This is a genomic window from Serratia sp. 3ACOL1 (assembly GCF_003668775.1).
GTDB classification, from domain to species: Bacteria; Pseudomonadota; Gammaproteobacteria; order Enterobacterales; family Enterobacteriaceae; genus Chania; species Chania fonticola.
This window is the reverse complement of sequence record NZ_CP033055.1, coordinates 283,670-297,758: the sequence shown is the minus strand read 5'-3', so window position 1 is coordinate 297,758 and position 14,089 is coordinate 283,670. Positions and strand designations below refer to the sequence as shown.

Sequence of the window (14,089 nt, the reverse complement as noted above, 5' to 3'; positions counted from 1 at the left end):
AAGCCGCACCGTTACTGATCTTACAGGCGCGCTGCACATCACATCACCGCCATAAAATGTCGTTAGGAGAGTTTGTATGTGTTCTATTTTCGGTGTGCTCGATCTGAAGTCCGATCCGGTTGAATTGCGTAAAAGAGCGTTGGAACAGTCGCGCCTGATGCGCCATCGCGGCCCAGACTGGTCCGGCGTCTACGCCAGCGATAAAGCCATTCTGGTTCACGAGCGCCTGTCGATTGTTGACGTGAATAACGGTGCCCAACCGCTGTACAACGCTGCGCACACCCACGTATTGGCGGTTAACGGTGAAATTTATAACCATCAGGCCCTGCGTCAGCAGTTGGGTGAGCATTATCAATTCCAGACTGGCTCCGACTGCGAAGTGATCCTGGCGCTGTATCAGGAAAAAGGCCCGAACTTCCTTGACGATCTGCAAGGTATGTTCGCCTTTGCCCTATACGACACGGAAAAAGACGCTTACCTGATTGGCCGTGACCACCTCGGCATCATCCCGTTGTATATGGGGCACGATGAGCACGGCAACCTGTATGTCGCTTCTGAGATGAAGGCGCTGGTGCCGGTCTGCCGTAGCATTAAGGAATTCCCGGCGGGCAGCTACCTGTGGAGCCAGGACGGTGAAATCCGCGAATACTACCAGCGCGACTGGTTCGACTATGACAACGTCAAAGACAACGTCACCGATGCCAACGCTCTGCGCAACGCACTGGAAGAGTCGGTCAAAAGCCACCTGATGTCCGACGTGCCTTACGGCGTACTGCTCTCCGGCGGGCTGGATTCCTCGGTGATCTCTGCCATCACCAAAAAATATGCCGCCCGCCGGGTAGAAGATGATGAACGCAGTGAAGCCTGGTGGCCGCAGCTGCACTCCTTCGCCGTCGGGCTGGAAGGCTCCCCGGATCTGCGCGCAGCCCAAGAGGTCGCTAACCACCTTGGCACCGTCCATCATGAAATCCACTTCACGGTGCAGGAAGGCCTGGATGCCATCCGCGATGTGATCTACCACATCGAAACTTATGACGTCACCACCATCCGCGCCTCCACGCCGATGTATCTGATGTCGCGCAAGATTAAAGCGATGGGCATCAAGATGGTGCTGTCTGGCGAAGGGGCCGATGAGGTGTTCGGTGGTTACCTGTACTTCCATAAGGCGCCAAATGCCAAAGAATTCCACGAGGAAACCGTGCGTAAACTGCTGGCGCTGCATATGTACGACTGCGCTCGTGCCAACAAAGCGATGTCTGCCTGGGGGGTAGAAGCCCGCGTGCCGTTCCTGGATAAAAACTTCCTGGATGTGGCGATGCGCATCAACCCGCAGGATAAAATGTGTGGCAACGGCAAGATGGAGAAGCACATTATTCGCCAATGCTTCGAGTCTTATCTGCCAGCTAGCGTGGCCTGGCGCCAGAAAGAGCAGTTCTCCGACGGTGTCGGTTACAGCTGGATCGATACGCTAAAAGAAGTCGCTGCCAAGCAGGTTAGCGATCAACAGCTTGAAACCGCACGTTTCCGCTTCCCGTACAACACGCCAAACAGCAAAGAAGGCTACCTGTACCGCGAGATTTTCGAAGAACTGTTCCCACTGCCGAGCGCGGCGGAATGTGTCCCTGGCGGCCCTTCCGTAGCCTGCTCATCGGCAAAAGCCATTGAATGGGACGAATCCTTCAAAAAGATGGATGACCCATCAGGCCGTGCCGTAGGCGTACACCAATCAGCCTATAAGTAAACCGTCACCGTTTTACCTTTGGCGGGCCTGATGGCCCGCTTTTTTGTGGATGTTTTCAACCGCTAACCCTCCGAATTGCCGTTTTTATCACCATACTGTTCACAACCCAGACAAACAAGCCGCCCAGTCGCTTTTTCGGGAAAAAACTAGTTGACGCAAATCGGCCATATACGCATAATGCGCCCCGCAACGCCGATGAAGGTTGAGCGAAAAAGATGGCTACGTAGCTCAGTTGGTTAGAGCACATCACTCATAATGATGGGGTCACAGGTTCGAATCCCGTCGTAGCCACCAATCTTTTTTGCGGGAGTGGCGAAATTGGTAGACGCACTAGATTTAGGTTCTAGCGCCGCAAGGTGTGCGAGTTCAAGTCTCGCCTCCCGCACCATTTTCTTTCATCAGTCGCGCATACAGCAGGTGGGGTATCGCCAAGCGGTAAGGCACTGGTTTTTGATACCAGCATTCCCTGGTTCGAATCCAGGTACCCCAGCCATCTTTTCAGATGGAACGCTGTAAAAAAGTTGATTATGCTATTGGGGTATCGCCAAGCGGTAAGGCACTGGTTTTTGATACCAGCATTCCCTGGTTCGAATCCAGGTACCCCAGCCATCTTTTCAGGATGGGGCGCAGTAAAAAAAGTTAATTGTGTTATTGGGGTATCGCCAAGCGGTAAGGCACTGGTTTTTGATACCAGCATTCCCTGGTTCGAATCCAGGTACCCCAGCCATACAACACCGTTAACCAGCAACATAAAATGGCTACGTAGCTCAGCTGGTTAGAGCACATCACTCATAATGATGGGGTCACAGGTTCAAATCCCGTCGTAGCCACCATGCTTTCTGCTTTACAATTGGGGTGTCGCCAAGCGGTAAGGCTCTGGTTTCTGATACCAGCATACCCAGGTTCGAATCCTGGCACCCCAGCCAAATTTAGAAAAGCTCGCTTCGGCGGGCTTTTTGCTTTTCTGAGTTTCTGCGTTTGGATTAATGGGCGCAACATGCGGCGCCCCACGTCATCACAGACCTAATGCATACTTCAGCGCCCGCTCTTTCAGCTTGCCCGCCCTTTCCGCCACCATCAGTGCCAGATTGCGCGCCACGCCCAGCGGAGCCAGGTTATTGCTGAAGGCGGTATAGAACAGATCCATGCCGCTTTGCATCAGCAGGTTATCGGTGCGACGACGGCGCTGATAGCGCATCAGCACTTCTTCGCTAGCCCAATCCTCTCCCTGCTCACGGGCGTCGGCTACGATCTCCAGTAACGCATCCACATCGCGATAGCCAAGGTTCACGCCCTGCCCGGCCAGCGGGTTGATGGTATGCGCGGCATCGCCGAGTAGCACCAGCCCGGATTGCACATAGCGTTGCGCGTGGCGGCGCACCAGTGGGAAAGATCCGGCGGCATGAGCCTTCACTGCCCCAAGCGGGATGGGAAAGCTGCCGCAATCTCTTGTTCGAGCTGCGCCATAGGTAACACCTGCAACTGGCGAATACGCTGCGGGCTGTCATACCACACCAGCGTTGCCCACTGGTCGTACAGCGGCAGGAACGCGCGTGGGCCAGAGGGAAGGAATTGCTGCCAGGTCACATCCTGCTGCGGTTGATCGGTTTCCACGGTGATCAACATACACGCCTGGCGGTATTGCCAACCGCTGGTGCCAATCGCCGCCATCTTGCGTACCTGTGAGTGAGCACCATCGGCACCCACCACCAAACGCGTCTGTAGGGTCTCTGACGAGCTTAACGTCACCTGCCATTGGTCATCGGCTCGATGCATCGCCTGTAGCCTTGCAGGGCAGTACAGCGTTAAATTCTCGCACTGCGCCAACTGCTGCCATAAGGCGAGCTGCAAAATACGGTTCTCGACCATGAAACCCAACTCTGGCAGCCCCAGCGTGGCCGCATCAAACGCCACCCGAGAGGACTCCCATTCCCAGGTTTCCAGCCTGCGATACGGTGCCGATCTCATCTGCAATACCGCAGGCCAGGCATCGAGCTGCTTCAACAAGCCAACGGAAGTGCAACCAATAGCGGAGATCCGCAGGTCCGGCGGGCTTTGGGGATCGAACGTCTCGGGAGCCTCGTGCTCTAACAAAGCGACCGACAACCCAGCGCGAGCCAGCCCCAGCGCGGCGGCGGCTCCTACCATCCCACCGCCAACCACCACGGCATCAAAGCGTTTTTGAGAAGTGTTCATTTTGGCTATACTTTTGGTTAATTAGGCATCTTGGCTCAGTGTACCGGATTTTTAATCTGGCTTCAGGTCGCATGCTACTGCCACGTCGCTGGTCACCAGCGCGCCAAATGATTACAATGGCCTTCCTGCATGGCGCGTAACGCAACTTTCTCTCCGCACTGAGTAATGGCAAGTCAATGACGAAAAAACTACATATCAAAACCTGGGGCTGCCAGATGAATGAGTACGACTCATCGAAAATGGCAGATTTACTGGGAAGCACACACGGCTTCGAGTGGACTGAAAACGCTGAAGAAGCGGACGTGTTGCTGCTCAATACCTGCTCGATCCGCGAGAAGGCGCAGGAAAAGGTTTTCGCGTTGTTGGGCCGTTGGAGGCAACTGAAAAAGAACAACCCCGATCTGATTATTGGCGTCGGCGGCTGCGTTGCTTCACAGGAAGGGGAACATCTGCGCCAGCGCGCGCCCTGCGTTGACATCGTTTTTGGCCCGCAGACATTGCACCGCCTGCCGGAGATGATCAACCACGTGCGCGGTTCGCATAGCCCGATCGTGGACATCAGCTTCCCGGAAATCGAAAAGTTCGACCGCCTGCCGGAACCCCGTGCCGATGGGCCAACCGCCTTCGTCTCGATCATGGAAGGCTGCAACAAATACTGTACTTTCTGCGTGGTGCCTTACACCCGCGGTGAGGAAGTCAGCCGCCCAAGCGATGATGTCCTGTTTGAAGTCGCTCAGTTGGCCGCCCAGGGTGTTCGTGAAGTGAACCTGCTGGGCCAGAACGTCAACGCCTATCGTGGCGCAACCTTTGATGGTGACATCTGCTCATTTGCCGAACTGTTGCGCCTGGTGGCCTCCATCGACGGGATCGATCGCATCCGCTTTACCACCAGCCACCCGATTGAGTTCAGCGATGACATTATCGCGGTATATGAAGATACGCCCGAGCTGGTCAGCTTCCTGCATCTGCCGGTACAAAGCGGTTCAGATCGCATTCTGACCATGATGAAACGTGCCCACACGGCGCTGGAATACAAAGCGATTATTCGTAAGCTGCGTCAGGCTCGGCCCAATATCCAGTTCAGCTCCGATTTCATTATCGGTTTCCCAGGGGAAACCCAGGCCGACTTTGAACAGACCATGAATCTGATTGCCCAGGTGAATTTCGACACCAGCTTCAGCTTTATCTACTCTTCGCGTCCCGGTACCCCGGCGGCAGACATGGTTGACGACGTCAGCGAAGAAGAGAAAAAACAGCGTCTGTATCTGCTGCAAGAACGGATCAACCAGCAGGTGATGCAGTTCAGCCGCCGTATGCTGGGCACCGTGCAGCGTATTCTGGTCGAGGGCACCTCACGCAAGAGCTTGATGGAACTCTCTGGCCGCACCGAATGCAACCGGACGGTCAACTTTGAAGGCACCCCAGATTTGATCGGCCAGTTCGTCGACGTCGAAATTACTGAAGTGTTAACCAATTCTCTGCGCGGTACCCTGATCCGCACCGAACAGCAGATGGAACTGCGCGTGCATCAATCCCCTCAAGCGGTGATTGCACGTACCCGTAAGGAAGATGAGCTGGGCGTCGGTAGCTACCAACCCTGATCGCCCCGCCACCTTGGCATTTTCCTTTTTCTCTGCCGGGCAGTCATTGTCCGGTAATTTTGTTTTTTATTTTGATTATGAGGCGACACAATAATGCAACTCCCACACTGCCCGAAGTGCAATTCCGAATACACCTACCAGGATAACGCCCTGTTCATCTGCCCTGAGTGCGCCCATGAGTGGAGCGACAGCGCGGCCGTTGAAGATGCCGATACCCTGATTGTCAAAGATGCCAACGGTAACCTGCTGGCCGATGGCGATGCGGTGACCGTGGTCAAGGATCTGAAGGTCAAAGGCAGTTCTTCCATGTTGAAGATCGGCACCAAGGTGAAGAACATCCGCCTGGTCGAAGGCGATCACAACATCGATTGTAAAATCGACGGTTTTGGCCCGATGAAGCTGAAATCCGAATTTGTGAAGAAGAGCTGATTTCCGCTGTTAACCACGGGGCGGATATATGCGCCCCCTACCATTTCAGGGCGAATGTATTCGCCCTCCCCCCTTGAATTCCCTTCACTGCGCACAGATAGATCAGAGGTAAACTTGCGCCGGTGCGGTACACCATGAATAATTCAGGGTAGAGCTGTTCGGGGGTTGCCCTGAATGCCCGCGCTGAAATCGCGTTACGTGACATCAACCAGGCCCTGTTGAGCCTTGAGGAATCGTTTGAACGTCGCAACACAAGAAATCCTGTTGGAGCCCGCAGACAACCAACGCCTGTTGAGCCTGTGCGGCCCGTTTGATGACAACATCAAACAACTCGAACGTCGGCTGGGGATTGAAATCAACCGCCGTGACAACCGTTTCAAGCTGGTCGGTAAAAACCTGTGCGTGGTTGCCGCCGCCGATATTCTGCGCCATCTGTATGTGGATACCGCGCCGATCCGTGGCGTGACACCAGATATCGATCCGGAACAGATCCACCTGGCCATCAAAGAGAGCCGGGTGCTGGAGCAGGTGGCAGACAGCGTGCCGGATTACGGCAAATCGGTCACCATCAAGACCAAACGCGGCATGGTGAAGCCCCGTACGCCTAACCAGGCGCAATACATCGCCAATATTTTCGCCCATGACATCACCTTTGGCGTTGGCCCGGCGGGTACCGGTAAAACCTATCTGGCGGTTGCGGCTGCGGTAGATGCTCTGGAGCGCCAGGAAATCCGGCGTATCCTGCTGACCCGCCCGGCGGTTGAAGCTGGCGAGAAGCTGGGCTTCCTGCCGGGAGATCTGAGCCAGAAAGTCGACCCGTATCTGCGCCCGCTGTATGACGCCCTGTTTGAAATGCTGGGCTTCGAGCGCGTGGAAAAGCTGATCGAGCGTAACGTGATCGAAGTTGCGCCGCTGGCCTACATGCGTGGCCGTACGCTGAATGACGCCTTTATCATTCTCGATGAAAGCCAGAACACCACCATCGAACAGATGAAGATGTTCCTGACGCGTATCGGTTTCAATTCGAAAGCGGTGATCACCGGCGACGTGACCCAGATCGACCTGCCCCGTAATCAGAAATCCGGCCTGCGCCATGCGGTGGAAGTGCTGTCTGAGGTGGAAGAGATCAGCTTTAACTTCTTCCACAGCGAAGACGTGGTGCGCCACCCGGTAGTGGCCCGTGTGGTGGTCGCCTATGAAGCCTGGGAAGCCGCCGAACAAAAACGCAAAGATGCCATCGCCGAACAACGTAGACGTGAGGCACCGGTTGCCTCCGAACAGGAAACACCATGAGCCAGGTTATTCTGGATTTACAAATTGCCTGCGCCAGCAGTGAAGGATTACCGGATGAAGCCACCTTCCAGCGCTGGCTGGAAGGGGTATTACCACAGTTTCAGGAAGAGGCCGAAGTCACCATCCGCCTGGTGGATGAGGCGGAAAGCAATGAGCTGAATCTGACCTATCGTGGTAAAGACAAGCCCACCAACGTGTTATCATTCCCGTTCGAGGCACCGCCGGAAGTCGAACTGCCGCTGTTGGGTGATTTGATTATTTGCCGTCAAGTGGTTGAACAGGAAGCGGTTGAACAACAGAAAGCGCTGGAAGCACACTGGGCGCATATGGTTGTTCACGGTAGCCTTCATCTGCTAGGGTATGACCACATCGAAGACGATGAAGCCGAAGAAATGGAATCTTTGGAAACCGAGATAATGCAGGAGATGGGTTACCCAGACCCTTACCTCGCGGAAAAAGATCCCATCTGATGTTAGCTGAGCACCCCGCAGCCCCGATTGGGGCTGTCGCTAATTTTGATAACTCAATAGAGTGATATTAACTAAAACGCCATGAGCGACGACCATTCACAAAGCAATGACAGCCCCAGTCCCAAGAAGGGGTTCTTTACTCTTATCCTTAACCAGCTGTTCCACGGTGAACCAAAAAACCGTGGCGATCTGGTAGAGCTGATCCGTGATTCCGAGCAAAACGACCTGATCGATCCCGATACCCGTGACATGCTGGAAGGCGTGATGGATATTGCCGAGCAGCGCGTGCGCGACATCATGATCCCACGCTCCCAGATGGTGACGCTCAAGCGTAACCAGACGCTGGAAGAGTGCCTGGACGTGATTATCGAATCCGCCCACTCGCGCTTCCCGGTGATCAGCGAAGATAAAGATCACATCGAAGGCATTCTGATGGCCAAGGACCTGCTGCCGTTTATGCGCGCAGACTCCGAGCCGTTCAGCATCGACAAGGTGCTGCGTACCGCCGTGGTGGTACCGGAAAGCAAGCGGGTTGACCGGATGCTGAAGGAGTTCCGCTCCCAGCGTTATCACATGGCGATTGTCATTGATGAATTCGGCGGCGTCTCTGGCCTGGTGACCATCGAAGATATTCTGGAGCTGATTGTCGGGGAAATTGAGGACGAATATGACGATGAAGAAGATCGTGACGTTCGCCAACTGAGCCGCCACATGTTCACCGTGCGGGCGCTGGCGCCGATCGAAGACTTCAACGACATCTTCGGCACCCATTTCAGCGACGATGAGGTGGACACCATCGGCGGCCTGGTGATGCAGGCCTTCGGCCACCTGCCAGCGCGCGGGGAAACCATTGAAATCGAAGGTTACCTCTTTAAAGTTGCGATGGCCGACAGTCGACGTATCATCCAGGTTCATGTCAAAATTCCGGACGACGCCCCGCAACCGAAACTGGAAGAATAACTTACACATGGCTAAAGCCTCATTACTAGATCGCCAGCGGGTTCGCGCCCTGCTGGCGCTTTTGACCGGTGCCTGTGGCACGCTGGCCTTCTCCCCTTACGATATCTGGCCTGCGGCCATTGTTTCGCTGTGCGGCCTGCTGGCCGTGACCCTCAACCGCACTACCAAACAATCCGCCCTGCTCGGTTTCTGCTGGGGTATGGGGCTGTTCGGTAGCGGCGTGAACTGGGTTTACGTCAGCATTGCCGATTTCGGCGGTATGCCGTTTGCCATCAATATTTTCCTGGTCGTGCTGCTGGCCGCCTATCTTTCGCTGTATACCGGGTTATTCGCCGGTTTGCTGACGCGGATCTGGCCACGGACCACTTGGTGGCGGCTGGCCATTGCCGCTCCGGCTCTATGGCAACTGACCGAGTTCCTGCGCGGTTGGGTGCTGACCGGTTTCCCCTGGTTGCAATTTGGTTATACCCAGATCGATGGCCCGCTGAAAGGCATTGCACCATTGCTCGGCGTGGACGCGATCACGCTGATGCTGATGTCCCTCAGCGGCCTGCTGGTATTTGCTCTCAATCAGCGGCGCATCACTCCGGCGGTCATTGCTATCGCCATGCTGTTACTGCCGTGGCCGCTGCGCCAGATCCACTGGTTTACGCCGCAGCCGGATAAAGCGGTGAACGTCGCCATGGTGCAGGGCAATATCGAGCAGTCGATGAAGTGGGATCCGAAGGCGTTGCTCAGTACGCTGCAAACCTATCTGGATGAGAGCCGTCCGTTGATGGGCAAAGTGCCGATCATCATCTGGCCGGAGTCCGCCATTCCCGATGTAGAGAGCAATCAGAACGGTTTCCTGACCATGATGGACGATCTGATGCGCGCCAAGAACAGCAGCCTGATCACCGGTATCGTGGACGCTCGTGCTACGCAGCAAGGTACGCAGTTCTTCAACAGCGTGATCGTGCTTGGCGAGGAACAGCCTTACAGCTACCCGGCAGCCAATCGCTATGACAAACATCACCTGGTGCCATTTGGTGAGTTTGTGCCGCTGGAAACGCTGCTGCGCCCATTGGCTCCGTTATTCGACCTGCCGATGTCCTCGTTCAGCCGTGGTAATTATGTGCAGCCACAGCTCAGCGTGCGCGGTTACAACCTGACGGCAGCCATCTGCTATGAAATCGTGCTGGGCCAGCAGGTGCGCGATAACTTCCGTCCGGATACCAACTTCCTGCTGACCGTGTCCAACGATGCCTGGTTCGGCCATTCCATCGGCCCATGGCAGCACTTCCAGATGGCGCGTATGCGTTCATTGGAGCTGGGCAGGCCGTTGCTGCGTAGCACCAATAACGGTATCACCGCCGTCGTTGGCCCAACCGGCGAAGTGTTGGCATCCATCCCGCAGTTCACCCGCAAGGTGCTGGAAGTGAAGGTGACACCAACTACCGGCATCACGCCGTATGCCCGTCTTGGCTCTGCGCCAGTGTGGATCATCACCGTGCTGCTGGGTGGCATCGCGCTGCTCATTAGCTGGCGCCGCAGATAAGTTCTCTTTGGGCACGGTGCCTTACCGTGCCCTCTTCATTTCTTGTTGCCCCTTCCCTTCTGATGTTTCTGGCATGCTCCTTGCTTTAATTACCCTGTAGAACGTTGCTGATTTACTTTAACTGACATCTTGTCGCATCCGTGCACAACTCCAGCGCAAGTCTCGCACCCCAGTGGTGCATCAGGGGTTTTTTGCATTCATTTGGTGCGCGTGATGTCGCAAAAAATGAAACAACTTAGTTTCATCTTGTTCACAATCGGTTATTTTCTATCGTAAATCGGCATTAGGACTATCTTTATAGCTCAGCCGTATTAACCCGCCCTCCCTGAGTGCGGGCAATCACAACAGCACAGGAGTTGGACCATGCAAATGCGCAAATTGGCGTTATCGTTACTGCTGATCGGGATGGCGAGTAGCGTAGCCCATGCGGAAGAACTGACCGGTACGCTGAAGAAAATCAAAGATAACGGCGTGATTGTTGTTGGCCACCGTGAATCCTCAGTTCCGTTCTCCTACTACGATAATCAGCAGAAAGTTGTGGGTTACTCCCAGGACTATTCCAACCAAATCGTTGATGCCATCAAGAAGAAATTGAACGAGCCCAATCTGCAGGTGAAAATGCTGCCGATCACCTCGCAAAACCGCATTCCATTGTTGCAAAACGGCACCTTTGATTTTGAGTGTGGCTCCACCACCAACAACCTCGAACGCCAGAAACAGGCCGCATTCTCTGATACCATCTTCGTCGTCGGTACCCGTCTGCTGGTCAAGAAAGGCTCCGACATCAAAGACTTTAAAGATCTGGCCGGTAAAGCCGTGGTCGTCACTTCAGGCACCACTTCCGAAGTGTTGCTCAACAAGCTGAACGACAAAGATCAGATGAAAATGCGCATCATCAGTGCCAAAGACCACGGCGATTCCTTCCGCACCCTGGAAAGTGGCCGTGCGGTGGCGTTTATGATGGATGATGCCCTGCTGGCAGGCGAACGCGCCAAGGCCAAACAGCCGGATCAGTGGGAAATCATTGCCACTCCGCAGTCCAAAGAAGCTTATGGCTGCATGATGCGTAAAGACGATCCAGAGTTCAAAAAACTGGTGGATGAAACTATCGCTCAAGCTCAGACCTCTGGCCAGGCGGCCAAATGGTTTGAGGTCTGGTTCAAACAGCCAATTCCACCGAAAAACCTCAACATGAACTTCGACCTGTCTGACGACATGAAGCAGTTGTTTAAAGAGCCAAACGACAAAGCACTGAACTAATTAATATAAAAAGGTAAAACTCAAAAGCCTGACCAGTTTATACCCTATGGATTTCAAGTTACAGCTAGGCACCAAGCTCACTCATCCCCAGGAGCTTACTTTTGGGTAAGTGACTGGGGTGAGTGAGTGCAGGTAACAACGCTGTAGCTTGAAAGACGACGGGTATCTAGTTGTAAGGTGTTCTGCACCTGTTTGCCGGAGTTCGTTATGTCAATAGATTGGAACTGGGGTATCTTTCTGCAGCAGGCCCCGTTTGGGAATACCACCTACCTGGGCTGGATCTGGTCCGGCTTTCAGGTTACGGTCGCCCTCTCCGTCTGTGCATGGATTATTGCCTTCTTTGTCGGTTCACTGTTCGGTATCTTGCGTACCGTACCCAACCGTTTTCTCTCCTCACTAGGTACCTGTTACGTCGAACTGTTCCGTAACGTGCCGCTAATCGTGCAATTCTTTACCTGGTATCTGGTAATGCCGGAGCTACTCCCAGCCGATCTCGGCATGTGGTTCAAGAGCGAGCTCGATCCCAACGTGCAATTCTTTGTTTCTTCCATGCTGTGCCTTGGGCTGTTTACCGCTGCGCGCGTTTGCGAACAGGTGCGTGCCGCAATCCAATCCCTGCCCCGCGGCCAGCAGGCGGCCGGGCTGGCAATGGGCCTGACGCTGCCACAAACCTATCGCTACGTGCTGCTGCCCAACGCCTATCGAGTGATCGTGCCGCCGATGACCTCGGAAATGCTCAACCTGGTAAAAAACTCCGCCATTGCCTCAACCATCGGGCTGGTGGATATGGCCGCTCAGGCCGGGAAGCTGCTGGATTACTCCGCACACGCCTATGAATCCTTTACTGCCATCACCCTCGCCTATGTCGCTATCAACACCGTCATCATGCTGTTTATGCGTATTGTCGAGAAGAAAGTGCAGTTACCTGGCCATATGGGGAGTAAATAATGTACCAATTTGATTGGGGATCGATTGTCCCAAGCTTCCCGTATCTGCTGCAAGGGCTGGTCGTCACGCTGAAAATCACCGTGACGGCTATTGTGTTCGGTATCCTCTGGGGCACCGTTTTGGCGGTGATGCGCCTGTCGCCGATCAAGCCGATCAGCTGGTTTGCGGCGCTGTACGTCAACCTGTTCCGCTCCGTACCGCTGGTGATGGTGCTGCTGTGGTTCTATCTGGTGGTTCCAAGCTTATTACAACAAGTTCTTGGGCTATCACCGAAAACCGATATTCGCCTTATCTCGGCTATGGTAGCCTTTTCGCTGTTTGAAGCCGCCTACTACTCGGAAATTATCCGGGCAGGTATTGAAAGCGTCTCGCGCGGTCAGTCCTCTGCCTCGCTGGCGTTGGGCATGACCCAGTGGCAATCGATGCGGCTGGTGATCCTGCCGCAAGCGTTCCGCGCCATGGTGCCGCTGCTGCTGACCCAGGGGATCGTGTTGTTCCAGGATACCTCGCTGGTTTACGTACTTAGCCTGGCCGACTTCTTCCGCACCGCTTCAACCATTGGTGAGCGTGACGGTACGCAGGTGGAAATGATCCTGTTCGCCGGTTTGGTCTATTTTGTTATCAGTCTCGCCGCCTCGGCGCTGGTAAGCTATTTGAAGAAAAGGACTGTTTGATGATATCCCTGAAAAATGTTTCTAAGTGGTACGGTCACTTTCAGGTTCTGACCGACTGCACCACCGAAGTCAAAAAAGGCGAAGTGGTGGTGGTCTGCGGTCCTTCCGGTTCAGGTAAATCGACCCTGATTAAAACCGTCAACGGGCTCGAGCCGATCCAGAAAGGCGATATCGAGGTTAACGGCATTCAGGTCAACAACAAGAGCACCAACTTGGCGCAACTGCGCTCCAAAGTGGGGATGGTGTTCCAGCATTTTGAACTGTTCCCTCACCTGTCGATCATCGAAAACCTGACGCTGGCGCAGGTTAAAGTCCTCAAGCGCGACAAGGCCGCCTCACGCGATAAAGCCCTGAAACTGCTGGAGCGCGTGGGCCTGTCGGCGCATGCCGAAAAGTTCCCTGGGCAGCTCTCTGGTGGTCAGCAGCAGCGTGTGGCGATTGCCCGTGCGCTGTGTATGGATCCGATCGCCATGCTGTTTGATGAGCCCACCTCGGCGCTCGATCCGGAAATGATCAACGAAGTGCTGGACGTGATGGTCAAGCTGGCGCAGGAAGGGATGACCATGATGGTGGTGACCCACGAAATGGGCTTTGCCCGTAAGGTGGCCCACCGGGTGATCTTTATGGATGAAGGGAAGATTGTGGAAGACACCAATAAAGATGACTTCTTCAACAACCCGCAGTCCGAGCGTGCCAAAGACTTCCTGGCCAAAATCCTGCATTGATGTACCAGATGCGCCCTGACCCCCAGGGCGCATCAATAGTGCTTGTTTGTTTCGCACTTTCCCCCGATCCTCATAGACCCCGATGAACTTAAAGCTGCCGCTAGCAAGACGACACGTAAATACCCTATAGATTTCAAGTTGCAGCTAGGCGACAAGCTATCTCATCCCCAGGAGCTTACGTTTTTGTAAGTGACTGGGGTGAGATAGCGCAGGTAACAACGCTGCAGCTTGAAAGATGACGGGTATAACGATAAC

11 protein-coding genes, 7 tRNA genes and 1 pseudogene are annotated in these 14,089 nt (G+C 54.6%); 18 read left to right on the top strand and 1 reads right to left on the bottom strand.

Translation table 11 applies throughout. The features are described 5' to 3' along the window. The first annotated feature begins 76 nt into the window (after positions 1–76). From asnB to D9980_RS01440, 8 genes are all read left to right on the top strand, one after another. Positions 77–1,741 (top strand): asparagine synthase B, encoded by a 1,665-nt coding sequence (asnB, locus tag D9980_RS01480; RefSeq protein WP_121606190.1) that lies wholly within the window; start codon positions 77–79, stop codon positions 1,739–1,741. Positions 1,742–1,958: 217 nt separating this feature from the next. Next, positions 1,959–2,035 (top strand) — tRNA-Met (locus D9980_RS01470). Positions 2,036–2,044: 9 nt separating this feature from the next. Further along, positions 2,045–2,129: transfer RNA gene (locus D9980_RS01465), tRNA-Leu, on the top strand. 30 nt (positions 2,130–2,159) lie between these two features. Further along, positions 2,160–2,234 (top strand) — tRNA-Gln (locus D9980_RS01460). 41 nt (positions 2,235–2,275) lie between these two features. Beyond that, a tRNA-Gln gene (locus tag D9980_RS01455) sits at positions 2,276–2,350 on the top strand. Between the two features lie 43 nt (positions 2,351–2,393). Then, positions 2,394–2,468 (top strand) — tRNA-Gln (locus D9980_RS01450). A gap of 29 nt (positions 2,469–2,497) precedes the next feature. Beyond that, positions 2,498–2,574 (top strand) — tRNA-Met (locus tag D9980_RS01445). Between the two features lie 18 nt (positions 2,575–2,592). Further along, positions 2,593–2,667, top strand: a tRNA-Gln gene (locus D9980_RS01440). 89 nt (positions 2,668–2,756) lie between these two features. Here the strand turns inward: D9980_RS01440 and ubiF are convergent. Continuing rightward, positions 2,757–3,937, bottom strand: a pseudogene (gene ubiF / locus D9980_RS01435) (3-demethoxyubiquinol 3-hydroxylase). Positions 3,938–4,113: 176 nt separating this feature from the next. Here ubiF and miaB point away from each other — a divergent pair. From miaB to D9980_RS01385, 10 genes are all read left to right on the top strand, one after another. Continuing rightward, positions 4,114–5,538 (top strand): tRNA (N6-isopentenyl adenosine(37)-C2)-methylthiotransferase MiaB, encoded by a 1,425-nt coding sequence (miaB, locus tag D9980_RS01430; RefSeq protein WP_121606189.1) that lies wholly within the window; start codon positions 4,114–4,116, stop codon positions 5,536–5,538. Positions 5,539–5,631: 93 nt separating this feature from the next. Continuing rightward, positions 5,632–5,967: a zinc ribbon domain-containing protein YjdM gene (locus tag D9980_RS01425; protein ID WP_021179990.1), complete on the top strand. Its 336-nt coding sequence runs from the start codon at positions 5,632–5,634 to the stop codon at positions 5,965–5,967. A 237-nt stretch (positions 5,968–6,204) separates the two neighbouring features. Continuing rightward, a complete protein-coding gene (locus tag D9980_RS01420; RefSeq protein WP_024483192.1) occupies positions 6,205–7,260 on the top strand; it encodes a PhoH family protein in 1,056 nt (351 codons plus the stop codon). Next, complete coding sequence (gene ybeY, locus D9980_RS01415) at positions 7,257–7,730, top strand: rRNA maturation RNase YbeY (RefSeq protein ID WP_024483193.1); 474 nt, start codon at positions 7,257–7,259, stop codon at positions 7,728–7,730. Before D9980_RS01420 ends, ybeY begins: the two co-directional genes overlap by 4 nt. An 81-nt stretch (positions 7,731–7,811) precedes the next feature. Further along, entirely contained in the window at positions 7,812–8,690 is an 879-nt protein-coding gene (corC, locus tag D9980_RS01410; RefSeq protein WP_024483194.1) for a CNNM family magnesium/cobalt transport protein CorC, read from the top strand. A gap of 7 nt (positions 8,691–8,697) precedes the next feature. Continuing rightward, positions 8,698–10,227 carry an apolipoprotein N-acyltransferase gene (gene lnt, locus D9980_RS01405; protein ID WP_024483195.1) on the top strand — a complete coding sequence of 510 codons (1,530 nt, stop codon included), beginning with the start codon at positions 8,698–8,700 and terminating at the stop codon, positions 10,225–10,227. Between the two features lie 363 nt (positions 10,228–10,590). After that, complete coding sequence (locus D9980_RS01400) at positions 10,591–11,487, top strand: amino acid ABC transporter substrate-binding protein (protein WP_065686407.1); 897 nt, start codon at positions 10,591–10,593, stop codon at positions 11,485–11,487. Between the two features lie 207 nt (positions 11,488–11,694). After that, positions 11,695–12,435: an amino acid ABC transporter permease gene (locus tag D9980_RS01395; protein ID WP_121606188.1), complete on the top strand. Its 741-nt coding sequence runs from the start codon at positions 11,695–11,697 to the stop codon at positions 12,433–12,435. Further along, positions 12,435–13,109 (top strand): glutamate/aspartate ABC transporter permease GltK, encoded by a 675-nt coding sequence (gene gltK / locus D9980_RS01390; RefSeq protein WP_021805327.1) that lies wholly within the window; start codon positions 12,435–12,437, stop codon positions 13,107–13,109. Before D9980_RS01395 ends, gltK begins: the two co-directional genes overlap by 1 nt. Further along, complete coding sequence (locus D9980_RS01385; RefSeq protein WP_021179998.1) at positions 13,109–13,834, top strand: amino acid ABC transporter ATP-binding protein; 726 nt, start codon at positions 13,109–13,111, stop codon at positions 13,832–13,834. Before gltK ends, D9980_RS01385 begins: the two co-directional genes overlap by 1 nt. Positions 13,835–14,089 lie beyond the last annotated feature (255 nt).